The sequence below is a fragment of the Janthinobacterium salmonicoloratum genome (assembly GCF_051380845.1).
Classification (GTDB): Bacteria; Pseudomonadota; Gammaproteobacteria; order Burkholderiales; family Burkholderiaceae_D; genus Janthinobacterium; species Janthinobacterium lividum_F.
The window spans coordinates 1236680-1262478 of the sequence record NZ_JBNYXV010000001.1 but is presented as its reverse complement, the minus strand read 5'-3'; the positions used below and the strand labels follow the sequence as shown (position 1 = coordinate 1262478).

Here is a 25799-nt window from a genome sequence, read left to right as displayed (position 1 = left end):
GTTGCTGGCAGAAAACACCAAAACGGGCGAGAGTAGGGTTTAGAATAGGGCTTACCTTCCTCTGGCCCCTACTCTCCATGTCCGATACAGCAACGTCACCCCTGCGCCTGCGCGCCGCGATCAATCCGAAACCGCTGGGCGTTGCGCTATTGCTCATCGTTCTCGGCGCCTGGTACCTGGCGCTGACCGTCGGCGCCATCCAGTCCGCGCTGTACGTGGTGGGCGCCTTGCTCGGCATCACCCTGTATCACGCGGCCTTCGGTTTTACGTCCGCCTGGCGCGTTTTCATTGCCGATGGCCGCGGCGACGGCTTGCGCGCGCAAATGCTGATGCTGGCCGTCGGCGTGGCGCTGTTCTTTCCCGCGCTGTCGGCCGGCACCCTGTTCGGCACGCCCGTCGCGGGCCTGGTTTCTCCCGCCGGCACCTCGGTCATCTTTGGCGCCTTCATCTTCGGCATAGGCATGCAGCTGGGTGGCGGTTGCGCCTCCGGCACCTTGTACACGGTCGGCGGTGGCAGCACGCGCATGCTCATTACCCTGGCCGCCTTCATCGTCGGCTCCGTGATCGGCACGGCGCACATGCCATTCTGGACGGCGCTGCCGCAACTCAAGCCCATTTCCCTCGTCACAAGCCTGGGCCTTGCGCCCGCGCTGGCGCTGAACTGGATCGTCTTCGCGCTGATCGCCGGGATCACGGTGCTCGTTGAAAAGCGCCGCCATGGCAAGCTCGTCGCCACGCCGCTGCGACCGGCGCAGTCGTCGCCGTGGCTGCACGGCCCCTGGCCGCTGGTGGCAGGCGCCGTTGCGCTCGTCGTGCTGAACTTCGCCACCCTGGCCCTGTCGGGCAAGCCATGGGGCGTGACGTCCGCGTTCGCCCTGTGGGGCGCCAAGGCCGCATCGGTGATCGGCATCGATACGGCCAGCTGGGCTTACTGGTCGACCAAGGCCAACGCGGCCGCCCTGGCCGCGCCGCTGACGCAAGACAAGACTTCCGTGATGGACATCGGCATTGTGCTCGGCGCCATGCTGGCGGCGGCGCTGGCCGGCCGCTATGCGCCCGTGTGGCGCATCCCGCGGCGCTCGATCATCGCCGCCATCGTCGGCGGCTTGCTGCTCGGCTATGGTGCGCGCCTGGCCTACGGCTGCAATATCGGCGCGTATTTCAGCGGCATCGTCTCGGGCAGTTTGCACGGCTGGCTGTGGCTGGTCTGCGCCTTCCTCGGCAACGTTATCGGCACGCGCCTGCGCCCGTGGTTTGGCCTGGAAGTGGAGCGCGTGAAGCCGACCGGCTGCTGACGCCGGCGTAGCTGGGGGCTTTGCTGTATATTTCTGCCCCTGTTCACCTTGCCGCCAGCGTATCGCCCATGTCCCCCACCATCCTGTTTGCTGTCGTCCTCGCCTATTTCCTGATCCTGCTGGGCGTGGCGTGGCGCACTTCGCGCCACGCCACCAACGACAGTTTTTTCATCGGTAACAAGGATAGCAACTGGATGCTGGTGGCCTTCGGCATGGTGGGCACCACGCTCACGGGCGTCACTTTCATCAGCGTGCCGGGCGCCGTGGGGAGTAACGGCTTCGGCTACATCCAGTTGATGATCGGCTATGTCCTGGGCTACCTGGCCATCACGTTTATCCTGCTGCCGCTGTACTACCGGCTGCAGCTCACGTCGATTTACCGCTACCTGGAATTGCGCCTGGGACGGCGTTCCTACCAGAGCGGGGCGGCGTTCTTCATCCTGTCGCGCCTGCTGGGCGCCACGGCGCGGCTGTATCTGGTGGTTAATATCCTGCAGGCGACGATACTCGACAGCCTGGGCGTGCCGTTCTGGCTGACGGCGGGTGTCGTGCTGCTGCTGATCCTGCTGTACACGTATGAGGGCGGCGTCAAAACCATCGTCTGGACCGACACCCTGCAAACGGCGTGCATGCTGGCTGGTCTCGTCATCTGCAGCGTGTTTTTGCTGCGCGAGATGGACTTGTCCCTCATCGACAGCCTCGAGCGCATGCGCGCGCAAGGCCTCACGCGCATCTTCACCACCGACCCGGACAGCCCTGCCTATGTGTGGAAGCACATTCTTGCCGGCATGTTCATCACCATCGCCATGACGGGCATGGACCAGGAAATGATGCAAAAGAACATTTCCGTGCGCACCTTGCGCGATTCGCAAAAGAATATGCTCAGCCTGACCGTGGTGCTGACGGGCGTGCTGCTGCTGTTCCTGTTCCTCGGCGGCTTGCTGCACCTGTACGCACCGCTGGCTGGTGTGACCGCGACAGGGGATAAACTGTTTCCCGCCGTGGTGCTCGGACATTTCCCCGCCGTGGTGCAGCTGATTTTCTTCATCGCCCTCATTTCCGCCCTGTTTCCCAGCGTGGACGGGGCGCTCACTGCCTTGACGTCCACCTTCTGCATCGACATCCTCGGTCTGCAGCGCAGGCAGGATTTGAGTGCCGCGGCACAGATGCGCTGGCGCCGCCGCGTCCACCTGGGTTTTTCCGCACTGTTTTTGATCCTGATCATGGCCTTCAAGTGGATCGATAGTCCCAGCATGATAGGCGTCATCCTGAAGCTGGCCAGCTATACCTATGGTCCACTGCTGGGCTTGTTCACCTTCGGCCTGCTGAGCCGGCGCGGCGTGCACGACCGCTGGGTACCGCTGGTGGCTCTGGCCGGGCCGCTGCTGTGCGCGCTGATCGAAGGGGAGCAGGTGCGGCTGTTCGAGCATTACCGCCTTGGCCTGGAATTGCTGATCCTGAATGGTGCCCTGGTGCTGGGCGGCCTGTTCCTCATTTCCACGCCGGCAGGGCAGGGTAGCCAAAGCGCGGCACACTTGTCAAAATAAGACGATTCCAGCCATTTTCAGTTATATTGATTTCCTTTAGGTACATAACCCCACGGAGCATCAATGTCACTCAACCCCTTCCCGCCGCTGCGCCGCGGCTTTGGCGCATTCTGGCGCGCGCTGGACGCCACCCGCCGCGCGGTCATCAATCTGATTTTCCTGCTGATCGTCATCGCCATCCTGATCGCCATCTTTGGCGGCGGCGCCAAGCCCCTGGCGGAAAAGACCACGCTGGTGCTGGACTTGCAAGGCCCACTGGTCGAGGAAACTCCCGGCGGCGTGCGCGAGGCGGTGTTGGCCAATGTCAGCGGCGAAGTCAAGAAAAACGTGCAGCTGCGCGACGTGCTGGCGGTGCTCGACACGGCGTCCAAGGACAAGAACATCGGTTCCATGGTGATCATGCTCGACGAATTGCAGGGCGGCGGCCTCGCTTCGCTGCGCGAAGTGGCGGCCGGCGTGGAACGCTTCCGCGCCACGGGCAAGAAAGTCACGGCCTGGGGTTCGAGCTACAACCAGCGCCAGTACCTGGTGGCGGCCAAGGCCGACGAGGTATTCCTGCACCCGATGGGCGGCGTCATGCTGGAAGGCTTTGGCCGCTACCGCAATTACTACCGCGACGCGCTCGACAAAGTGGGCGTGACGGTCAACCTGCTGAAAGTGGGCACGTATAAAAGCGCGGCCGAGCCTTTCATCGCCAACGGCCCATCCGAAGCGGCGGCCGAAGCGGACCGTTACCTGAACAACGGCCTGTGGACCACCTACACCACGGACGTGGAAAAGGCGCGCAAGCTGCCGGCCGGCGCCATCATGCAGGCTATCGATGCGCTGCCCGCGCTGATGACGGCCGCCGGCGGCGACCTGGGCAAGCTGTCGCTGGACGCCAAGCTGGTCGACGGCCTGAAAACGCGCGACGAACTGCGCCAGTTCATGATGGCGCGCGGCGCCAAGAACACGGAAGGCACGAACTTCCGCCAGGTGAACTACACCGATTACCTGTCGCGCCTGCGCCCCGTGCACATCGGCGACGCCGTCGGCGTGGTTATCGCTTCCGGTGAAATCGGCGACGGCATCGCGCCGCCGGGCGCCATCGGCGGCCTGTCCACCTCGCGTTTGATCCGCCAGGCACGCGAAGACAAATCGATCAAGGCCATCGTGCTGCGCGTCGATTCGCCGGGCGGCAGCGCCTTCGGCTCGGAACTGATCCGCCGCGAACTGGAGCTGACGCGCGCCGCCGGCAAGCCGGTGGTCGTCTCGATGGGCAACGTGGCCGCTTCCGGCGGCTACTGGATCAGCACCTCGTCCGATGAAGTGATCGCCGACGCGGCCACCATCACCGGTTCCATCGGCGTGTTCGCGATTTTGCCGACGGCCGACAAGGTGGTGGAAAAACTGGGCATCCACACGGCCGGTTCGCCCACCACCTGGCTGGCCGACGCGGGTAATCCCTTGCGTCCGCTCGACCCCCGCTTCGCGCAAGTGATCCAGGGTTCGATCAACCACGTGTATGGCGACTTCCTGAACCTGGCCGCCAAGGCGCGCAAAACGACGCCGGAAAAGATCAATGAAGTGGCGCAGGGGCGCGTCTGGACAGGCTTGCAGGCGAAAGAGCGCAACCTGGTTGACCGCATCGGCAGCTACGGTGATGCGCTGGCCTCCGCCGCCAAGCGCGCCAAGCTGGGCAGCGACTACCGCGTGACTTACCTGGAGCAGGAAACGTCGAACGTGGACCGCCTGATCGGCATGTTCGGCTCCAAGGCCATGGCCTCGCTGGGGCTGGGCGAGCACGTGAAGCTGGGCCTGGCGGGCACTGGCTTGCCGGCCGACGCGGCGCTGGGCATGGCGCAGGACCTGAGCTGGCTGTCCGGCATCACGCGCGAGCACAAACCGTTCATGGCCCTCACGCACTGCCTGTGCGAAGTGCCCCTGGGCGGCAAGTAACACCAACATACGCAGCATACCCAAGCCGGCTTCGCCCGGCTTGTTTCATATGCAGGGCAGCGATGAGGAGCAAGGCATGGCAAATGACATGAATACACAAACTGACACGGCAATCAGCATCCGCCCCTGTGCGAAGGGCGATGAACAGGCGCTGGCGCTGGTGGGGCAATCGACGTTCCTGGAGGCTTTCGCCGGCATCCTCGATGGCGCCGACGTCATCGCCCATTGCCAGCGCCAGCACGACGTGCAGCTGTACCGCGACTGGCTGGTGCTGCCGGCCATGCGGCTGTGGCTGGCCGAAGCCACGCCAGGCGGCGCACCCGTCGGCTACCTGGTGCTCAGTCCCGCCAGCCTGCCGGTGCCGGACCCGCGGCCGAATGACCTGGAAATCAAGCGCATCTACCTGCTGCACCGCTTCCAGGGACAGCGCGTGGGCCAGCGTTTGATGCAGGCGGCCGTCGAGCAGGCGCGCGCCAGCGGGGCGGGGCGCGTGCTGCTGGGCGTGTACGCGGAAAACCACGATGCGCTGGCGTTTTATGCGCGCTGCGGCTTTGCGCAGGTGGGCCGGCGCACCTTCTGCGTGGGCCGCACCGACTATCAGGATGTCATCCTCGGCATGACGCTGTAAATCGGGGTAAAGAATCGCTGCCGTCTGTCGACGCCTGAGCACCCGCGTGGCGCCAGGTCAAGCCGGCTGGCGGGAGATTTGTAGCGAGTTTGTATCTGCATGCGAGTCGCCCGCGCGCCGCTGGCGCCGGGGTGCGACGCCCCGCAAGCCTGATTTTTCCATTACTCCCCCACAGTGGCGGCATGCCAGCAGGCGTGCGTGCCCATGCCCCCCGCGGCAAGCCATGGATAATTGTTTCAAGTAGAAATGAAACAGTTACATGACTATGCTAGAGTCGTTTCACGCTAGGGAGCGATGTTTTTTCAGCTGACTTTCAGCTCTTGACTCCCCCGGCTTTGTACCGAAACAACCCCGAAAAACGGTCGTCCGGCCTGAGTGTGTTCCACCTCGGCCGGCGCCACAGACTCGCCGTGCCAGCGGCCTATACAAGGATAAGCGATGGATTCGCAGACAACACCCAACACCCCGCGGCGAAGCCGCCGTTCGAAAATGGTCGGCACGGTCATCGCGCTGGCCGTGATGGCTGCACTGGGGGGCGGTGCCTGGTACCTGACCCACTCCGGCACCAGCGCCCAGGGCGGCGCCGGCATGGCCGGACCCGGCGGTCCGGGCGGCCCCGGTGGCCCCGGCGGGCGCCGCGGCGGCCCCTCGACCACCGTTGGCGTAGCCACGGCCGTGAAGTCCGACCTGCCCGTGGTGCTCGATGCGCTGGGCACGGTGACGGCCGCGTCCACCGTGACGGTGCGCCCGCAAGTGTCGGGCATTTTGAAAGAGCTGAAATTCATGGAAGGCGGCATGGTCAAGGCGGGCCAGGTGGTGGCGCAGATCGACCCGGCCCAGTTCGAGATGGCGCTGATGCAGGCCACGGGCCAGCGCCAGCGCGATGAAGCGCAGCTGGAAAACGCGCGCCTGACCCTGAAGCGTTATCAAACTTTGCTGGGCCAGGACTCCATCGCGCGCCAGGACGTCGATACGCAGGCCGCCCTCGTCAAACAGCTGGAAGGCACGGTGATGACGGACCGCGCCGCCGAAGGCACGGCCCGGCTGAACCTCGGCTACACCAAGGTGGTGTCGCCGATCAGCGGCCGCGCCGGCCTGAAGGTGGTCGATATCGGCAACCTGGTGAGCACCAGCGACACGGGCGGCGTGGTGGTAGTGACGCAGCTCTCGCCCATCGACGTGGAATTTTCCCTACCGCAGGATAAGGTGCAGACCGTCCAGGAACGCCTGAATGGCGGCTCGGCCCTGGCGGCCCTGGCGCTGGACCGCACGCGCACGCATACCTTGGACAAGGGCAGCTTGACGGCCCTGGACAACCAGGTCGACGTGCAGACGGGCACCGTGCGCGCCAAGGCCCGCTACACGAATGACAAGATGGCCCTGTTCCCGAGCCAGTTCGTCAACGTGCGCCTGGAGCTGGGCAATATCACGGGCGCCGTGCTGGTGCCCGTGACGGCCCTGCGTCACAGCAATAATGGCGACTTCGTGTATGTGCTGAAAGCCGACAAGACTGTCACCGTGCGCATGGTCACGCGCGGCCAGGCGACCACCGACATGGTGGAAATCCGCGCCGGCCTGGAAGCGGGCGAGCAAGTCATCACGGAAGGCGCCGACCGCCTGAAGGAAGGCGCGAAAGTCACCCTGGCCGGCGACAAGCCTGCCATGGGCGGCGCCGGCGCGGCTGGGGCCAATGGCGAACGCCGCCACCGCCGCCAGCACCCTGATGGCGCGGCCAGCGCATCGGCTTCCGCATCGGCATCGGCGCCAGCAAGCGCGCCAGCCACGGCGCCAGCGAAGGGCGCAGCGCAATGAGTCCATCGACTCCCTTCATCAAGCGCCCCGTCGCCACGGCGCTGCTGATGCTGGCCATCGTGCTGGCGGGGCTGGTCGGCTTCAAGTTCCTGCCGCTGGCTGCCTTGCCGCAGGTGGACTTCCCCACCATCCAGGTGCAGACCTTGTATCCGGGCGCCAGTCCGGAAGTCATGGGGCAGACCGTGACGGCGCCGCTGGAGCGCCAGTTCGGGCAGATGTCGGGCTTACAGCGCATGAGTTCCACCAGCGCGGCCGGCGTCTCCCTCATCACCCTGCAATTCACCCTGGGCCAGACCCTGGACGTGGCCGAGCAGGAAGTGCAGGCCGCCATCAACGCGGGCGGTTCCCTGCTGCCGACCGACTTGCCGGCGCCGCCCGTGTACGCCAAGATCAACCCGGCCGACGCGCCCGTGCTGACCCTGGCCATCACCTCGGACACGATGCCGCTGACGCAGGTGCAGAACATCGTCAACACGCGTTTGGCGCTGAAGATCAGCCAGGTCAACGGCGTGGGCCTCGTCTCGCTGTCGGGCGGCCAGCGTCCGGCCGTGCGCATCCAGGGCGATACCAAGTTGCTGGCCTCATATGGCCTGGGCCTCGACAGCCTGCGCACGGCCATCGCGGCGGCCAACGTCAACAGCGCGAAGGGCAGTTTCGACGGCCCCACGCGCTCGTTTACCATCAACGCCAACGATCAACTGGTGACGGCGGAAGACTACAAGCGCCTGATCATCACCTATAAAAACGGCGCGCCCGTGCGCCTGTCCGACGTGGCGAATGTGGTCGACAGCGCGGAAAACACGCGCCTGGGCGCCTGGTCGGGCAAGCAGCCGGCCATCATCCTGAACGTGCAGCGCCAGCCCGGCGCCAACGTCATCAAGACCGTTGACGCCATCAAGGCCCTGCTGCCCGACTTGCAGGCCAGCCTGCCGGCGGCCATGAAGCTCGACGTGCTGAGCGACCGCACGACGGGCATCCGCGCCTCGGTCGAACACGTGGAAATGGAACTGTTATTGTCCGTGCTGCTGGTGGTGCTGGTGATCTTCGCCTTCCTGCACAGCATGCGCGCCACGGTGATCGCCAGCCTGTCCGTGCCGATCTCGCTGATCGGCGCCTGCGGCGTCATGTATCTGCTCGGCTACAGCCTGAACAACCTCTCCCTGATGGCCTTGACGATCGCCACCGGCTTTGTCGTCGATGACGCCATCGTCATGATCGAAAACATCGCCCGCTACATCGAAGAGGGCGAAACGCCGATGGCCGCCGCCCTGAAGGGCGCGTCGCAGATCGGCTTTACCATCATCTCGCTGACGGTGTCGCTGATCGCCGTGCTGATCCCGCTGCTGTTCATGGGCGACGTGGTGGGCCGATTGTTCCGCGAATTTGCCATGACCCTGGCCATCACGATACTGATTTCCGCCGTGGTGTCGCTGACCTTGGTGCCGATGATGTCGGCACGCTGGCTGAAGAGCCACGCCGATGAAAAGGTCAGCGCCACGGGCCAGCGCATCCAGGCTTTCCTCGACAAGGTCATCGGGCAGTATGACCATGCGCTGGTGTGGGTACTCAAACGCCAGGGCTTGACCCTGCTGGTGGCCCTGGCCACCTTGCTGCTGACGGTGATTTTGTACATCACCATTCCGAAAGGCCTGTTCCCCACGCAGGACACGGGCCAGCTGCAGGCGCGCATCGAAACCTCGCAAGCCGTCTCGTATGAACGCATGGCTGCCTTGCAGCAGGCGGCGGCCAGCGCGTTGCTGGAAGACCCTGCTGTCGATACCCTGAGTTCCCTGGTGGGCGTGGATGCAGCCAACAACACCATGCTGCACACGGGCAGCATGCTGATCAACCTGAAGCGTCCGCGCAGCGGCAAGCAGGACGACATCATGGAGCGCCTGCGCAACCGCGTGGCCAAGGTGGCCGGCGTGACCCTGTATTTGCAGCCGACGCAGGATCTCACCATCGATGCGGAATCGGGTCCGACGCAGTACCGCGTCTCGCTGGAAGGAGCCGACACGGCCACCGTCACCGAGTGGGCCGGCAAGCTGGCCGCGCGCATGCGTGAAAAATCGCAGTTGCGCAACGTTGTCACGGATGCGGGCGCCACGGGTGCCGCCGTTGTGGTAGCCATCGATCGCGACAGCGCCGCGCGCATGTCGGTGACCACGGCCACCGTTGACGACGCGCTGTACAACGCCTTTGGCCAGCGCATCATCTCGACGATTTTCACGGAAACCAACCAGTACCGTGTGATCCTCGAAGCGCAACCGGGCATCGTTACTACGCCGTCCGACCTGTCGGACCTGCAGGTGCGCACGGGTTCCGGCAAGTCGACGCCGCTGTCCGCCTTTGCCAGCGTCAGCGAAAAGCAGGCGCCGCTGCAAATCACGCACGTGGCGCAATACCCTGCCACGACCCTGGGCTTCGATACGACGCAAGGCGTGGCGCTGGGCAGCGCCGTCGACGCCATCCGCCAGGCGGCGAAAGACATCGCCTTGCCGCCATCGGTGACCCTGACCTTCCTCGGCGCGGCCGGCGCGTATGAAAACTCGCTGTCGAACCAGCTGTGGCTGATTCTTGCCGCTGTCGTCTGTGTCTACATCGTGCTGGGCGTGCTGTACGAAAGCTACATTCACCCGCTGACGATCCTGTCGACCCTGCCGTCAGCCGGCGTGGGCGCCCTGCTGGCGCTGATGATTTCCGGGCAGGACCTGGGCGTGATCGGCATCATCGGCATCATCCTGCTGATCGGCATCGTCAAGAAAAACGCCATCATGATGATCGACTTTGCCATCGAGGCGGAACGCGATGAAGGCAAGAGCCCGCAGGAAGCCATCCACCAGGCGGCGCTGCTGCGTTTCCGGCCTATCCTGATGACGACCCTGGCGGCGCTGTTTGCGGCCGTGCCGCTGATGCTGGGCTGGGGCGAGGGCGCCGAGTTGCGCCGTCCGCTGGGCCTGGCCATTTTCGGCGGCCTGATCGTCAGCCAGGTGCTGACCCTGTTTACCACGCCCGTCATCTACCTGGGCTTCGATCGCCTGGGCCAGCGCTTTGCGTCTAAAACGCGGGGCGTAAACCTGGATAAACCGGCCGATAACGCGGGGAGCGCCGCGTGAACCTGTCCGAACCGTTCGTCAAGCGTCCCATCGCCACCGTGCTGCTGACCATCGGCATCGCGCTGGCGGGTGTCGGCGCCTTCTTCGTGCTGCCTGTCTCGCCGCTGCCGCAGGTCGATTATCCGACCATCTCCGTCAGTGCCAGCCTGCCTGGCGCCAGCCCCGCCACCATGGCCACCTCGGTGGCCACGCCGCTGGAACGGCGCCTGGGCGTGATTTCGGGCGTGAACGAGATGACGTCGTCATCGGGCACGGGCTCGGCGCGCATCAATTTGCAGTTTGACCTGAACCGCAAGATCGATTCGGCCGCGCGCGAAGTGCAGGCGGCCATTGCCGCCTCGCGCGTGGACTTGCCGGCCACCCTGCGCAGCAATCCGACGTATCGCAAGGCCAATCCGTCCGACGCGCCCGTGATCATTCTGGCACTGACCTCAAAAACGCGCACGCCGGGCCAGATCTACGACGCCGTGTCGAACCTGGTGCAGCAAAAGGTGGCGCAAGTCAAAGGCGTGGGCGACGTGGAACTAGGCGGCGGCTCGCTGCCGGCCGTGCGCGTGGAACTGCTGCCGTATCAGCTCAATCACTATGCCGTGTCGATGGAAGACGTGCGCGCGGCCATCCAGGCCAGCAACGCCAACCGCCCGAAAGGGGCGATTTCCGGCGACGAGCGCAGCCTGCAGATCTATTCGGGCGCGGCGACGGCCTCGGGCGGGCGCAGCGCCGCCGATTACCGCAGCCTGGTCGTGGCCTGGCGCGACGGCGCCGCCATCCGCCTCGACGACGTGGCCGAAGTGGTCGACGGCGTGGAGAACACGAATACCCTGGGCCTGTTCAATGGCGACCCGGCCGTCATCGTGCTGATCACGCGCCAGCCCGGCGCCAACGTCATCGCCACGGTGGACGGCGTGCGCGCGCTGCTGCCGCAACTGCAGGCGCAGCTGCCGGGCGACATCAAGCTGCAAGTGGCGTCCGACAGCACCAATTCCATCCGCTCGTCCCTGCATGAAATCGAGTTCACCCTGATCCTCTCCATCGTGCTCGTCGTGCTGGTGGTCAGCGCTTTCCTGCGCAGCGTGCGCGCCACCATCATCCCGGCCGTGGCCACCATCGTCTCCCTGCTGGGCACCTTCGGCGTGATGTACATGCTGGGCTTTTCCCTGAACAACCTGTCCCTGATGGCGCTCACGGTGGCCACCGGCTTTGTCGTCGACGATGCCATCGTGGTGCTGGAAAACACGCAGCGCCACATCGAGGCGGGCATGGACCGCTTCAAGGCGGCCCTGCTGGGCGCGCGCGAAGTGGGCTTTACCGTGCTGTCGATCAGCCTGTCGCTGGTGGCCGTCTTCATCCCGCTGCTGTTCATGGGCGGGCAGGTGGGACGTTTGTTCCGCGAGTTTGCCGTCACCCTGTCGGCCGCCGTGATGATTTCGCTGGTCATTTCGCTGACCACCACGCCGATGATGTGCGCCTGGCTGCTGAAAAGCGGCGAGCAGCACAAGGCGCCAGGCAGAGTGGCGCGCTGGTTCGAGCGGGGCTTCGAACGCATGCTGACAGTCTATGAGCACTGCCTGGACTGGGCCCTGTCCAGCGCCGCGCTGGTGATGACCATCCTCGTGTTTGTCGTCGGCCTGAACGTGTACCTGTTCGCGGCCGCGCCCAAGGGTTTCTTCCCGCAGCAGGATACGGGCCAGATCAATGGCGGCATGCGCGCCGACCAGAGCATCTCCTTCCAGGCCATGCAGGGCAAATTGCGCCAGCTGGTCGACATCATCAAGGACGATCCGGCCGTCGCCACCGTCGTTGGTTTCACCGGCGGCGGACGGGCAGGGGGTGGCTTCATGTTCATCGATCTGAAACCGGCCTCGCAGCGCACGGACAAGGGCCAGGCAGTGATCGCACGCCTGCGTCCGCAACTGGCCAAGGTGACGGGAATTTCGCTGTTCCTCAACCCCGTGCAGGATTTGCGCATGGGCGGGCGTTCCAGCAATTCGACCTACCAGTACACCCTGATCAGCGATAACCAGGCGGACCTGAAGAAATGGGCGGCGAAACTGGCCGACCAGATGAAGATGCAGCCGGCCCTGATCGACGTCGACACGGACCAGGCGGAAAACGGCGTGGAAACCTTTGTCAGCATCGACAAGGACCGCGCCACGCAACTGGGCGTGCAAGTCAAGGATATCGACAATGCGCTGTACAACAGCTTCGGCCAGCGCCAGGTGGCGACCATCTACGATGAGCTGAATCAGTACCACGTCATCATGGAAGTGGCGCCCCGCTATGCGCAAAGCCCGGAAGCGCTGCGCTCCGTGTATGTGCCGGCGTCGAATGCAGCTGCCGTCGTCGCCAGCACCAGTACCAGCACCAGCGCCAGTACCGCCACAGCCACCACCAGCGTGGCGACGGCGTCGAATACGACGGCGGCGCGCGACCCGTCCAGCGGCTCGGCCCTGTCCACGACATTGGCGCACATGGTGCCGCTGTCCTCGTTCAGCAGCTTTGCCGAAAGCTCGACGGCGACGTCCATCAACCACCAGGGCGGGGAGCTGGCCACTACCGTGTCGTTCAACCTGGCCGACGGCTATCCGCTCAGCGACGGCCAGGCTGCCGTGGCCCAGGCGGAGTCGGAAATCGGCATGCCCGTGAATGTGCGCGGCAGCTTCCAGGGCTCGGCGAAGAGCGCGCAGGACAGCAACAAGGAGCAGCCGCTCTTGATCCTGGCGGCCATCGTGGTGATCTATATCGTGCTGGGCATCCTGTACGAAAGCCTGATCCATCCGATCACCGTGCTGTCGACCTTGCCGTCGGCAGGGGTGGGCGCCGTGCTGGCATTGCTGCTGTTCCGCATGGAGTTTTCCATCATCGCCTTGATCGGCGTGTTTTTGTTGATCGGTATCGTCAAGAAAAATGCTATATTGATCATCGACTTCGCGCTGGAGGCCGAGCGTTCGCGCGGGCTGACAGCTGTGGAGGCGGTGCGCGAGGCATGTTTGCTGCGTTTCCGCCCCATTCTGATGACCACCCTGGCGGCGGCGCTTGGCGCCTTGCCGCTGGCGATCGGTTTCGGCGAGGGGTCAGAGCTACGCCAGCCCTTGGGGGTCGCCATCATCGGTGGCCTGATTGCCAGCCAGTTACTCACATTGCTGACCACCCCGGTGGTCTACATCCTGCTCGACAAGCTGCGCACGCGCAGTGCCGACGAGCAGCAATTGAGCCGCATTCCTGGGCCAGATAACCCGAGCATACAATCATGAAGCAAGTAAAACCTATCCTGTCCGCCGTACCCGCACGCCACTTGCTGGCACTGGCAGCGGCCACCACTTTCCTCCTGCTGGCCGGCTGTGCCGTCAGCCCCGCCTATGAAACGCCGACGGCCGCCGCGCCGCAAACGTTCAAGGAGGCGGCCGGCTGGCAAGCTGCCGTGCCGGCCGATACCCTGGAACGGGGGCCCTGGTGGACCCTGTTTGGCGACGCGCAATTGAACCAGCTGGCAGAAGGCATTGAAGTATCGAACCAGAACGTGGCGGCAGCCATCGCCTCGTACGAGCAGGCGCGCGCGCTGGTGCGCGAGCAGCGCGCTTCGCTGTTCCCTACCGTGAACCTGACGGGCAGCGGCGCCCGTTCCGGTGGCGGGGGCGAGCAGCAGACGAACAATAATTTCAAGGCGGCCATCGGCGCCTCGTGGGAACCGGATATCTGGGGCCGCCTGCGCGCCGGCGTGACGGGGGCGGACGCCAGCGCAGCCGCCAGCGCGGCCGACCTGGCCGCGGCGCGCCTGTCGGCGCAGGGCGAGCTGGCCACCAATTATTTTTCGCTGCGCCAGAGCGATGCGCAGATCGCGCTGCTGAACGCCACCATCGATGGCTACAAGCGCGTGCTCGACATCACCAGCAACCGTTTTAACTCCGGCATCGCCGCCAAATCCGACCTGCTGCAGGCGCAGACGCAGCTAGCCAATGCACAGATCGACTTGTCCGGCCAGACGCGCGCACGCGCCCAGCTGGAACACGCGATCGCCATCCTCCTGGGCCGCGCGCCATCGGACTTCAGCCTGGCCGTGGCGCCGTGGACCCTGACCGTGCCCGAGGTGCCGCTGGGCGTGCCGTCGACCCTGCTGCAGCGCCGTCCCGACATCGCCGCCGCCGAGCGCAGAGTCGCCGTGGCCAACGAGCAGATCGGCATCGCCCGTTCCGCCTACTATCCGAGCCTGAACCTGACGGGATCGTATGGTTCCGGCGCCAGCAAGGTCGGCGACCTGTTCAATGCATCGTCGAGCCTGTGGTCGCTGGGCGTGTCGGCCGCGCAAACCCTGTTCAACGCGGGCGCCACCACGGCCAGCGTGGACGCGGCCAAGGCCGGCCATGAGGCGGCCGTGGCGCGCTACCGCCAGACGGTGCTGGCCGCCTTTGGCGCCGTGGAAGACCAGTTGTCGGCCACGCGCGCGCTGGCCGAGCAGCTGGCCTTGCGCCAGCAGGCGTCGTCCGCCGCCGACCAGGTCGAGCAGCAGATGCTGAACCGCTACAACGCGGGCCAGGTCGGTTACACGGACGTGGTGACGGCGCAAGTGACGGCCCTGTCGGCGCGCCGTTCGCTGGTGCAGGCGCAGGCGGACCGCCAGACGACGGCCGTGGCCCTGATCCAGTCGCTGGGCGGCGGCTGGCATGTGCCGCAGGCGCAGTAGAGGGCAGGCTGGCGCAGGGTAAAACTCCTGCGCCAAATTCGCGTTTTCATGCATGGCTTGAGTGCTAGAATGTAATATTGTCAATTGCCGGCCTGACCACTTGATTTACCTCAAAACCAAGCTGCAGCAGCGTTTGATCCCCCTGTTTCATTACGCCTTGCACCGCGATGGCGTTTTGTTGTTGGGCAGCGCCGACACGCCTGGACATTCTTCCGAGCCGTTCGCACCGCTGACGGCCACCCCGCGCCGGGGCCTGCCGTCTAACCCCCAGGTGCTGGCACTGGCGCAGCAGCTGATCGATGCACGCCATGACATCCATGCCGTGCGCAACGACATGCAGACCTCGCGCGACGGAATCAAACCGGCTAAGGAGGAATGGCAAGCGAGCAATGAAGAGTTGTCATCGGTGAAGATACTGGAAGCCCAGCTGCGCCAGATTCAGTCCGGCGCGGTGGCAAACGGGAAAGAAAGAGAGAGCACCTCATGAGCGAACCATTCGACGACGGTGGCGTGCTGGCCAGATTGCGAGAGCAGGCCGAGCAGTTGGCGCAGCAGCGCCAGCCGGTATCGCCGCCGCAGTCGAATGAAGACGTGATGAAGCAGCTGCACGAGTTGGAGGTCCGCCGCATCGAACTGGAAATGCAGAGCGCTGCCCTGGCCGAACTGGAACAGCTGAAGAATGAATTTGAAAGCAGCCGCGATCATTATGCGCAGCTGTATGAGCAGGCGCCCGTCAGCTATTTTTCACTGGCGCGCGAGAACATCATCACGCGTGTCAACGTGGCGGCCTGCAGCTTGTTGCGGCGCGACAAGACCCAACTGCTGGGGCGGCGTTTCGAGCAATTTATCGCGCCTCAGGCGCAGGGTGGTTTCCGGTACTTCCTCGACGCCGTTTTCAGCAGTGGCGCGCGTCAGGTACTTGAGACGCAACTGTTCGAAGGCGTAGCGGGCCGCATGGTGCGCATTGAAGCCAATTTCGACGCAGCCAGCGCCACGGCGCGCATGCTGGTGACGGACCTGGGCGACGAGCACGCGCGTGAATCAGCCTTGCGGCGCGCCTTCGTCATCCTCGACAGTATCCGCGAAGGCGTGCTGGTGACGGACAGCGACAACCGCATCATTTCCGTCAACCCCGCCTTCACCGCCATCACCGGCTACCAGGCCGAGGAAGCCATCGGGCGCGATCCATCCTTCCTCGGCGGCGGTACGCATTTGCCGCATTTTTATGAAGCGATGTGGCGCAGCCTGCACCGGGATGGCAGCTGGTATGGCGAACTGGTGAACCGGCGCAAGAATGGCGAGCGCTTCGTCGAATCGCTGTCGATCACGCCCATGCACAGCCAGGATGGCACCATCAGCCATTTTGTCGGCGTGTTTTCCGATATCACCGAGCGCAAGCTGGCCGAGGCGGACTTGCGCGAATTGCACCGCGAGCTGGACCAGCGCGTCATCGAGCGCACGACTGAATTGCTGCGGGCCAACCAGCATCTGCAGCTGGAAGTGCACCAGCGCGAGCGGGCGCAGGAAGCCTTGCGCGATGCCGAGCGTTTCTTTCACGCCACCATCGATTCGCTGACGGACCGGGTGCTGGTGCTGGATCAGTCGGGCAGCGTCTTGCATGCCAACCAGGCATGCCTGGCCTTCGTCGGGCAAATGCCACGGGCGCTGCAGTATCTGGATTTTTGCGAGACGGACCCGCGCTGGCAGCGCAGCGCCGGCCGCGAGCTGGCCGCCGGCATCCGCTCCGTCATTGCCGGCAGCGCAGACACGTTTGCGCTCGAGTATGAATTTGCCACGCGCGCAGGTCCCCGCTGGTCGCAGGCCAGGATCAGCCGTTTCCTCGGCGAAGGGCCGCTGCGCGTGGTGGTCGCGCACACGGACATTACCGAACGCAAGCTGATGGATGGCGCCCTGCGCCAGTCGCACGCGCAGCTGCGCCAACTGGCGCTGCACCTGGAAACGGCCAAGGAAGACGAGCGCAAGCGCATTTCGCGCGATATCCACGATGAATTGGGGCAAAACCTGCTGGCGCTGCGCATCGATATTTCCATGCTCAGTGCGCGCACGGAAGGCTCCCATCCGCGCCTGCACCGCCGGGTCGGCGCCGTGCTCAGCAATGTCGACACCACCATCAAGAGCGTGCGCGGCATCATGAACGAGCTGCGCCCGATGGCGCTGGATCTGGGCTTGCAGGCCGCTATCGAATGGCAGGTGGGCGACTTCCGCAAGCGCAGCGGCGTCGCTTGCCGCCTGCTGATACGCGATGAAGCGCTGTTTTCCGCCATCGGCAGCCAGGCCGAGATCGTGCTGTTCCGCATCGTGCAGGAAGCGCTCAGCAACGTCATGCGGCACGCCCAGGCCAGCCAGGTCGAGATCGAGCTCAGTTCGGATGCCTGCGCCGTGTATGTGTCCATCAGCGACAACGGCATCGGTATCACGCCGCAGCAGCAGCGCAAGAAACAGTGTTTTGGCCTGATCGGTATTGCCGAGCGGCTGACGGCGCTGGGCGGCCACTTCGAGGTGGGTATGCCAGCATCGGGCGCCGGTTGCCGGCTGGCCCTGCAGATTCCCTTGCAGGGGGCGGGGCGGCCTGCCTGATACGATAATTGCAGCAGGATAATTTTTTGCCGGTCCAGGCGGCCTGGACAGGCTATACTTTCGCCTGCTTTTTATGGAGGGGCATATCTTGTTCAAAACAATCGTTTTACCAGTCGCCTTACTGGGCGCGTTCGCCGGCGCACACGCTGACGAAGGGCAGTGGCAACCACACCAACTGCCACAGCTGAAAGCCGAACTGAAACGGGTCGGCATTGACATTCCTGCGGAAAAGCTGGCCGACCTGAGCAAGCACCCGATGAGCGCCATCGTGTCGCTGGGCGGCTGCTCGGCCGCTTTCGTCTCCGACGCCGGCCTGGTGGTGACGAACCACCATTGCGCGTATGGCGCCATCCAGCGCAATTCCACGCCGGAACACAATTACATCACCAACGGCTTCCTGGCCAAGACGCGCGCCGCAGAGCTGCCGGGCGGTCCGAACAGCCTGGTGTATGTGACCGACAAGGTGGAGAACGTCAGCGACCGCGTGCTGAAAGGCTTGACGGCCGACATGAGCGGCCGCGCGCGCCACGAAGCCGTGGAAAAGCGTGTCAAGGACCTGATCGCCGAATGCGAAACGGACAAGATGTACCGCTGCTCCGTGCCCGCCTTCCACCGCGGTCTCGAGTACTACCGCATCCGCCAGATGATGATACGCGACGTGCGCCTGGTGTACGCGCCATCGGACAAGATCGGCAACTTCGGCGGCGACATCGACAACTACGAATGGCCGCGCCACACGGGTGACTACTCGTTCCTGCGCGCCTACGTGGGCAAGGATGGCCGTCCGGCCGACCCGTCGCCCGACAACGTGCCGTACAAATCGAAGGACTTCCTGGTCGTCTCGGCCGAAGGCTTGAAAGCCGGTGACGGCATCTTGCTGGCGGGCTATCCCGGCCGCACCAGCCGCTACAAGCTGCCGGCGGAAATCCGCTTCGCGCGCGATACGGCCTTTCCCCTGAAAGTGTCGGAACTGCAAGCGGATCTGGCCGTGATGGCCGATGCGACGAACGGCGACGCGGCCGCTGCCGTGCGCTATGCCAGCGTGGTCAAAAGCATCAACAACGTGCTGAAGAAAACCCAGGGCTTGCTCGACGGTTTTGCCCGCAAGGACATCGCCGCCATCAAGGACGTGCAGGACGCCGAATTCCGCGCCTGGTATGCCAAGCAGCCGGACGTGTCGACGACCCTGCTGGCCGAACTGGACGCGGCGATCGCCAGCGACATGGCCTTGAGCGAAGAAGAGTTCGCCTGGAGCGTGGCCACCAACAGCGACTTGCTCAAAAGCGCGCGCACCCTCTACCGTTTGTCGCTGGAGCGTCAGAAAGCGGACGCCGAGCGCGAATCGGGCTTCCAGCAGCGCGACCTGGCCTTCATCAAGGCCCGTTTGGCGCGCCTGGAACAGTCGTACGTCAACAAGGTCGATCAGGCGCGTTTTGCCGCGGGCTTGAAGCGTTACGCGCAACTGGCGGCGAAGAGCCATCCGCAAGGCTTGGACGCGCTGCTGCCGGCGCCAGCGGCCGTGGCCGCTCTGTACCAGCAGACACAACTGGCTGACACGGCCAAGCGCCTGGCCTGGCTGGAAAAGGACCAGGCCGCTGTTGCCCAGTCCGACGACGCCTTCATGCAACTGGCCATCAAGTTGCAGCCGGTCGAGGCGGCGCTGGAAGAGCGCCGCAAGGAAATCGACGGCAACCTGGAACGCGTGATTCCGCAATACATGCAAGCCGTGATTGCCTGGAAGAAATCGCAAGGCAAGCCCGTCTATCCCGACGCCAACTCGACCCTGCGCGTGACCTACGGCACCGTATCGCCGTACTCGCCGCGCGATGGCATCACCAAGGGACCGTTCACGACCGTGGAAGGCATCGTCGAGAAAGTCACGGGCAAGGCGCCGTTCGAAGCGCCGCAAGGCTTGATGGACGCCGTCAAGGAAAAACGCTACGGTCAGTTCCGCGACCCGGCACTGGGCACGGTTCCCGTCAACTTCCTGACCAGCGCCGACACCACGGGCGGCAATTCCGGCTCGGCCGTGATGAACAAGCGTGGCGAACTGATCGGCCTGAACTTCGATTCGACGTATGAATCGATCACCAAGGACTGGTACTTCGACACGGCCATCACGCGCGCCATCCACCTCGATATCCGCTACATGCTGTGGGTGATGAAGGAAGTGGACCATGCGGATAACTTGCTGCAGGAAATGACGATCAAGTATCCGAAGGCAGCAAAAGCCGCCAAGAAGTAACTTTCTTAGCTGAGATAAAAGCCGCATCCGCCGCAGGGCCGATGCGGCTTTTTTGCGCTTGCGCCACGTATAATTGCTCGCACTATCCACCGCTATTCTTTTTGACCGGACGCTCCATGCCCCTGACTCCCGATTCGCCGCCTGATTGGCAAACGTTTGAAACGGCATATGCCGTCGAAGAGACTTGTTTCAAGCTGGCCAGCGCGTCGCTGGCAGTGCTTGGCGCGTCCGCTTTCAAGGATCAGGCATTTTCAGCCTTTGCCTTCAACGCCGTATCGTTCCCGTCCCTTTCGCTGAGCTTTGACACCGATCCCGATAACAGGAAGCGCGGTGATTACCCGCCAGACTGGTCGAACGAGTGCATGGAAGTCGATGTGCCGGAAATTGGCCAACTGTGGGAAGAGGGCTACGCAAAGATCGAAGGCGCGCTGCTCGAACTGATCGACGACGCCGATGACGAACTGCTCTGCGCCATCGAGGAAGGCTATTTGCACAGCCTGAGGAAAACCATGGTGCGGCTGGAAACGAGCGATGCTTTCGGGCAGATCAGGACGTGCGCGCGATTCTGGACCGTGGTCACGCAAATCGATGCCGATACGGATGAAGAGGAGCGGCTGCTCGACCAGGTACGCCAGCGCGTCCTGGCGTGAGCATCCGCAGCCTTCGCCGCCTTCGCCGCCCTTGCCGGCCGCCTGCTATATCAGAGCCTTCCAGCGCCTGACTTCTTCGTCCGTCAGCACTGGCCCCCAGCCGCCACGCAGTGCCGCATCGTGCTGCACATAGTGCTCAAACTGCGGTACAGCCACATCATGCCGGACACAGATGTCAAGCACGGCTTCCAACTGCTTCCGGCTAGCCGGAAGGTCATCGCCATACCAGGTACAGGCGCTCGTTTCCAGCACATGGCCGACAAGTTGCTCCAGCGCGCCGAGAAGGTGCCCGGGTATTGCCATGCGGAGATCGTCCGGCCACGGGTCGCCCATGCCCGTGATAGCCAAGGAGGCAATGCCGCGTTCCCAGGCTGCAAAATCCCCAGGCTCGACCTGCGCCACTTTCCACATGTGGCCGGCGAACGCGGATAGCGCCCGGTGGTGTAGGGCATGCTGCTGGCAAAAGCGTTGCAGACACGTGAGCGCAATGCATTGCCTGGCAATGACGGAGAGCGTGTCTATCGATATGTTGTACATGAACCAAAGCTCCTGAAGGTGGCGCCTGCCGATCACTGAGTCAATTTGACTTTATTGCGCTAGTCTCGCTTGGTAAGGCTGCCTGCCGCAGCGCCTCTACCGGCAACTGGAAAAAGCGCGGCACCATGGCCGGCGACAGCTCGTCGCCACCATCGGCCATGGCCAGGCGGCCACTCAGGAGCAGCATCACGTAGCCGTGGCCCAGCGACCAGCCGGCGCTGGCGGCGGCCTTGTCCCAGCGCGGGTCGAGGCCCGCTTCGCGCACGGCTGCGCCCGCCGTCTGCAGCACGTACTGGAAGCACGCTTGCGCCGCTTCCTGCAGGGCGGGGAACTGGCGCACGTCCTGGTGCTCGAACATCAGCCGGTAGTGGGCCGGCGCGGCCAGGGCGAATTCGATGTATTGCTGGCCCAGCAGCTGAAAACGCTGCTCGGCGGGCAGGCTGCCCGGCGCCGGCAGTTGCGTTTCCCATTTCTGTATCAGGTTGGCGAAGCCGGCCGCCGCCACCTCGGCCAGCAAGGCTTCCTTGCTGGGGAAGTGCCGGTACACGGCGGCAACCGATACGCCCACCGTGCGCGCCAGTTCGCGCAGCGAGAGGGCGGCGTCGCTTTGCTGCGCCAACTGAGCGAGGGCGGCGGTGACCAGGGTGTCGCGCAGATTGCCGTGATGGTATGTTGTCATTCGATGTTATCGCTGTTCACATTGTCGTGTATGATGCTCATGTTATCACTGAAAACATGGAGAGCACATGCAAGAGATGAACATCGTCGTCCGCGCCGTGGACTTGCCGCCGGGCGCCAGCATCGCCCCCTTGTACCAGGGCAGCAACCTGGCCGACGCGTATGCTGTCGCCTTGCCGAATCGGCAGGCGCAGCAACTGGACATGGAGAGCCTGGCGCGCAAGCTGCTGGGCAGCCAGCCGGGCTGGGCGCAAGCGCTGATGCTGGTGCGCGACGCCATCGTGTCGCTGTTTGGCATCAAGACGGCGAAACAGATGGCTGCCAAGCGCGACGGGCGCATCGGTATTTTCCGCATTTATTCCTGCAGCGACGATGAAATCATCCTGGGTGAAGACGACACTCATCTCGACTTCCGTTTGTCGGTGCTGCGCAACAAGGAGGTGGGAAGGTATGGCAGCGTGACTGTCGCCAGCGTCGTGCATTGCCATAACCGGGTCGGACGCGCGTACATCCTGCTGATACGTCCTTTTCACAAGATGATTGTGCAGAACTCGCTGGCGCGCGCGGCAAGGAGCGGTTTTGCCTGAGGGCTGAAGCGCCCGGGCGCGGCGGAGGGGAGAGGTGTGCAATCTTGCTTATTCATGGCCGGTATTGCATACTGCACCACCAGCCTCATCACGATTCCCATGAACGATACGCTTCTCCTGCTGGGTTTTGCCACCACGCCGCTTGAACTGATTTCCTTTGTCCTGGCACTGACAACCGTTGCGCTGAACATCCGCCAGAATCACTGGGCGTGGCTGTTCGCCATCATTTCCTCGGCCGCCTACGGTTTCGTGTTTTTCGAGTCGCGCCTGTATGGCGACATGGCCTTGCAACTGCTGTTCATCAGCGTCTCGTTCTGGGGCTGGTACCAGTGGCTGCATCCGGCCAGCGGCGGCAAGACCCTGCCCGTCACGCGCCTCGATGGACGCGGCTGGCTGGCCTGCGCCGCGGGCTGGCTGATCGGCTTCCTGCTCATTGCCGGGCTGTTGACGACGACGGACACGGACGTGCCCCACGCGGACGGTTTCCTCACGGCAGGCAGCCTGGTGGGGCAATTCCTGCTGTCGCGCAAAAAGCTGGAAAACTGGGTCGCCTGGATCATCGTCGACGTGCTGTATGTGTGGCTGTACCTGCACAAGGGCCTGACCCTGACGGCCGTGCTGTACGCCTTCTTCGTGGTGATGGCCATCATCGGCTTGCTGGCGTGGAAAAAATCGGCCCCGGCCGCGCCCGGCGCCATGGTCCTCAAGTGATGGATAACTGCGTGCGCGTGGCGATCCTGGGCGCGGAATCGTCGGGCAAGTCGACCCTGGCGGCGGCCCTGGCCGAGCGCCATGGCACCGTCTGGGTACCCGAGTATTTGCGGGAATTCGTGGAAACGCAGGGCAGGGTGCCCGTCGCGGCCGACCAGTATGGTATTGCGCGCACGCAAGTCGAACGCGAAGCGGCCGCTGCCGCGCAAGCCCGTCACTTCCTGTTTTGCGATACGACGCCCTTGATGACGGTGGTCTACAGCCGCCATTACTTTCACGGCGCCGATGCGCAACTGGCGGCGCTGGCCGATGCCACGCAGTACGATGTGACGCTGGTGACGGCGCCCGACAGCCCGTGGGTGGCCGATGGCTTGCAGCGCGAGTCGGAAGCCGTGCGCCAGCTGATCTACCGCTACCTGCTCGAGGAACTCGATGCACGCGGCATTGTCTACCACGTGCTGCACGACAGTCTGGAAGCGCGCCTGGAACAGGCGGCGCCTTTGTTGCAGCAGGCGCTCGCTGCAGGGCCTGCCACTTCCCTCAATTAAAAGTCAAACTGCGCCGAGACTTTGAACGTGCGGCTGGCGCCGGGATACAGATAGCCATCCGATTCCGGTGTCACATCGCGCCAGTAGAACTTGTCGGCCACGTTGTTGACAGCGGCGCGCAGTACGGCGCGCGTGCCGGCGATGCGCGTGGCGTAGGCGGCGCCCAGGTTGAACACATTGTACGACGGCACGAAGGTCGTGTTGTTGTATTCAAACGCTTTCTTGCCCGCATATTCCCAGCTACCGTTGACGCTCAAGCCCGCCACCTGCTGCACGGTGTAGTCCGCATGCACGGCTGCCTTGAAGGCCGGCACATTGGGCACGCGCTTGCCGTCGAGTGACGCTTCGCCCGTGTTTGATTGCTGGCTGTTCAGGGCCGTGAGCGAGACGCCCAGATTCAGGTCGCGGGTCGCCTTGCCTTGCGCGGATAATTCCAGGCCACGGTGCTGCGCCTGGCCTTCACGCACGAAGTAGCCGGCGGCATTCTGGAATTCCAGGCCCTTGCGGATCTGGAACAGGCTGGCCGCCAGCATGAAGTCCGGCGTCACATCCATCTTCACGCCCAATTCGATCTGCTTCGAGCGGCTCGGTGTCAGCTCTTCGTTGGCATTCATCGCCTTGCGGTCGGCCGTGCCGCCATGTTCCATTCCCTGCGAGTAGGCCGCATACACGGACACATTGTCGAGCGGGGTGTAGACCAGCGAGACGTTGGGCAACAGGAAATCGTGCTTGGCGCGGATTTCCGTGTCGGCTTTCAGCACATACTGGTAGCCGTCGACATTGATATGGCGCAAGCCGCCATGCAGCTTCCAGTTCGGCGCCAGGCTGACGATATCCTGCACGAAGGCGGAGTTTTCCGTATCCTTGCGCACCAGGCGCACGGGACCCGTGACACCGGGTGAGGTGCCGACGATTTGCGGCTGATAGATGTTGCTTACGCCTACCCAGTCATACACGTACAGACCGGCGCGGTCCTTGCGGCGGAAGGTCGAGACGCCAGCGGTGAATTCATGGCGCAGGGTACCGGTGGCGAACTTGCCCTGGATCATGGCTTGCGCGCTCAGCGGCTTTTTCGTCTCGCCCAGGCTGCGGTAGTCATACACGTCGTAGTCGCCATTGCCGCAGAAGCCAGGGTACAGCTCTTGCCCGCTGCAACCATACGGGAAGGCCGTGTAGTCATCGCGCTTGAACGAATGCTGGTTGGCCGACAAGGTGGCGTGCCAGTCGTCATTGAAAGCGTATTGGAAACGCAGGCCGATATTGCTGGTGACGGTTTCCACGGGGCGTGTCCACGGCTGCAGGTTGAGCATGGCGTCGGCGCTGATGCCAGTCGGCAGGGTCGTGTTATTCAGCAACTGGAAGCCGGGTGCCGTCGCTTGTGCCTTGTCCTGGTAATCGGCATCGAGCTGTAGCAGGGCTTGCGGTGAAATCTGCCAGTCGAAGGCGCCGGAAATGAATTTTCGGTTGCCGTCGGCACCCTTGATGTAAGAGCGCAGGCGCTCGGCCGCCACGTTGACTCTGTAGCCGAAGCGCGTGTCTTCCAGGCGGCCGCCCAGGTCGACGGCGCCGTACAAGGTGCCTCGCTCGCGCGTTTCCACGGTGACGGTGCGCAGCGGTGTTGCGGTGGGGCGCTTGACGATGAAGTCGATCACGCCACCCGGCGCGGCCACGCCTGCCTGCAAACCTGCCAGGCCCTTCAGCACTTCGATGCGTTCCTTGTTTTCCAGCGGAATTTGCGTGTCGCCAGGAATGGCCACGCCATCCTTGCGGTAGCTGGAATTGTTGTCGAGCTTGAAGCCGCGGATGGAAAATTGTTCCGCATAGCCGACGGCGTTGTAGGCGTCGTTGATGCTGGTGTCGAGCTTGACGGCATCGCTGAGGTTGCGGATTTGCAAGTCCTGCATGTCTTTTTGCGAAATCACGGTGACAGATGCCGGCGTCTGCAGCAGCGGCGCGTCGCTAAAGCCGCCCACGGAGGCGCGCTTGGCGGCCGGCGCCTTGCTGGCCGTGACGACGACTTCGGCCATGCTTTGGGCCTGCGGGTCGGCGGTTTCGGTGGTGTCATTCGCGGCAAAGGCAGGCGCGGCAAAGGCGTGCAGGACGGCCAGGGTCAGTACAGAAACAGATAAATTCGGTGTGGACATAGATTGCTCGTGGTTCAAGCCAACTCTGTAAAGAGCACGGCAGGCTGCTTGTTCGGCTGGCGCCAACGCAGGAGCTATCAAAGG

At 64.0% G+C, this 25799-nt stretch carries 18 protein-coding genes; 15 read left to right on the top strand and 3 right to left on the bottom strand.

The genetic code is table 11. The features are described 5' to 3' along the window. Positions 1-77: 77 nt before the first annotated feature. The 12 genes from ACQ4WY_RS05815 to ACQ4WY_RS05760 all read left to right on the top strand — a co-directional run bounded on the left by ACQ4WY_RS05815 (position 78) and on the right by ACQ4WY_RS05760 (position 20510). Positions 78-1295: a YeeE/YedE family protein gene (locus tag ACQ4WY_RS05815; RefSeq protein ID WP_436503196.1), complete on the top strand. Its 1218-nt coding sequence runs from the start codon at positions 78-80 to the stop codon at positions 1293-1295. 68 nt (positions 1296-1363) lie between these two features. Next, complete coding sequence (locus ACQ4WY_RS05810; RefSeq protein ID WP_436503195.1) at positions 1364-2842, top strand: sodium:solute symporter; 1479 nt, start codon at positions 1364-1366, stop codon at positions 2840-2842. A 63-nt stretch (positions 2843-2905) separates the two neighbouring features. Next, the gene (sppA, locus tag ACQ4WY_RS05805) at positions 2906-4780 is read left to right on the top strand and encodes a signal peptide peptidase SppA (protein WP_436503194.1); all 1875 of its coding nucleotides are present in this window, start codon (positions 2906-2908) and stop codon (positions 4778-4780) included. A gap of 88 nt (positions 4781-4868) precedes the next feature. After that, positions 4869-5408: a GNAT family N-acetyltransferase gene (locus tag ACQ4WY_RS05800; protein WP_436503193.1), complete on the top strand. Its 540-nt coding sequence runs from the start codon at positions 4869-4871 to the stop codon at positions 5406-5408. A 438-nt stretch (positions 5409-5846) separates the two neighbouring features. After that, on the top strand, positions 5847-7220 hold the full coding sequence (locus tag ACQ4WY_RS05795; protein WP_436503192.1) for an efflux RND transporter periplasmic adaptor subunit: 1374 nt from the start codon (positions 5847-5849) through the stop codon (positions 7218-7220). Further along, positions 7217-10336: an efflux RND transporter permease subunit gene (locus tag ACQ4WY_RS05790; protein WP_436503191.1), complete on the top strand. Its 3120-nt coding sequence runs from the start codon at positions 7217-7219 to the stop codon at positions 10334-10336. Before ACQ4WY_RS05795 ends, ACQ4WY_RS05790 begins: the two co-directional genes overlap by 4 nt. Further along, positions 10333-13590 carry an efflux RND transporter permease subunit gene (locus ACQ4WY_RS05785; protein ID WP_436503190.1) on the top strand — a complete coding sequence of 1086 codons (3258 nt, stop codon included), beginning with the start codon at positions 10333-10335 and terminating at the stop codon, positions 13588-13590. The genes ACQ4WY_RS05790 and ACQ4WY_RS05785 overlap by 4 nt, the downstream gene beginning before the upstream one ends. Then, a complete protein-coding gene (locus ACQ4WY_RS05780; RefSeq protein WP_436503189.1) occupies positions 13587-15017 on the top strand; it encodes an efflux transporter outer membrane subunit in 1431 nt (476 codons plus the stop codon). Before ACQ4WY_RS05785 ends, ACQ4WY_RS05780 begins: the two co-directional genes overlap by 4 nt. A 100-nt stretch (positions 15018-15117) precedes the next feature. Further along, on the top strand, positions 15118-15504 hold the full coding sequence (locus tag ACQ4WY_RS05775) for a hypothetical protein (protein WP_353660795.1): 387 nt from the start codon (positions 15118-15120) through the stop codon (positions 15502-15504). Then, the gene (locus ACQ4WY_RS05770; protein WP_436503188.1) at positions 15501-17615 is read left to right on the top strand and encodes a PAS domain-containing sensor histidine kinase; all 2115 of its coding nucleotides are present in this window, start codon (positions 15501-15503) and stop codon (positions 17613-17615) included. The genes ACQ4WY_RS05775 and ACQ4WY_RS05770 overlap by 4 nt, the downstream gene beginning before the upstream one ends. Before the next feature lie 88 nt (positions 17616-17703). Next, positions 17704-19860 (top strand): S46 family peptidase, encoded by a 2157-nt coding sequence (locus ACQ4WY_RS05765; protein WP_436503187.1) that lies wholly within the window; start codon positions 17704-17706, stop codon positions 19858-19860. A 116-nt stretch (positions 19861-19976) separates the two neighbouring features. Continuing rightward, positions 19977-20510: a hypothetical protein gene (locus ACQ4WY_RS05760; protein ID WP_436503186.1), complete on the top strand. Its 534-nt coding sequence runs from the start codon at positions 19977-19979 to the stop codon at positions 20508-20510. Positions 20511-20555: 45 nt separating this feature from the next. Here the strand turns inward: ACQ4WY_RS05760 and ACQ4WY_RS05755 are convergent, their stop codons facing one another. Beyond that, entirely contained in the window at positions 20556-21047 is a 492-nt protein-coding gene (locus ACQ4WY_RS05755) for a hypothetical protein (protein ID WP_436503185.1), read from the bottom strand. A 40-nt stretch (positions 21048-21087) separates the two neighbouring features. After that, positions 21088-21726: a TetR/AcrR family transcriptional regulator gene (locus ACQ4WY_RS05750; protein ID WP_436503184.1), complete on the bottom strand. Its 639-nt coding sequence runs from the start codon at positions 21724-21726 to the stop codon at positions 21088-21090. 67 nt (positions 21727-21793) lie between these two features. On the opposite strand from ACQ4WY_RS05750, the gene ACQ4WY_RS05745 reads away from it, so the two are divergent. From ACQ4WY_RS05745 to ACQ4WY_RS05735, 3 genes are all read left to right on the top strand, one after another. Beyond that, on the top strand, positions 21794-22312 hold the full coding sequence (locus ACQ4WY_RS05745) for a DUF2867 domain-containing protein (RefSeq protein ID WP_436503183.1): 519 nt from the start codon (positions 21794-21796) through the stop codon (positions 22310-22312). 99 nt (positions 22313-22411) lie between these two features. Beyond that, positions 22412-23023 carry a nicotinamide riboside transporter PnuC gene (gene pnuC / locus ACQ4WY_RS05740; protein ID WP_436503182.1) on the top strand — a complete coding sequence of 204 codons (612 nt, stop codon included), beginning with the start codon at positions 22412-22414 and terminating at the stop codon, positions 23021-23023. Next, positions 23023-23571 carry an AAA family ATPase gene (locus ACQ4WY_RS05735; RefSeq protein ID WP_436504399.1) on the top strand — a complete coding sequence of 183 codons (549 nt, stop codon included), beginning with the start codon at positions 23023-23025 and terminating at the stop codon, positions 23569-23571. The genes pnuC and ACQ4WY_RS05735 overlap by 1 nt, the downstream gene beginning before the upstream one ends. On the opposite strand, the gene ACQ4WY_RS05730 is transcribed toward ACQ4WY_RS05735, so the two are convergent. After that, entirely contained in the window at positions 23568-25715 is a 2148-nt protein-coding gene (locus ACQ4WY_RS05730) for a TonB-dependent siderophore receptor (protein ID WP_436503181.1), read from the bottom strand. The two genes, ACQ4WY_RS05735 and ACQ4WY_RS05730, sit on opposite strands and share 4 nt — an antisense overlap. Positions 25716-25799: the final 84 nt, after the last annotated feature.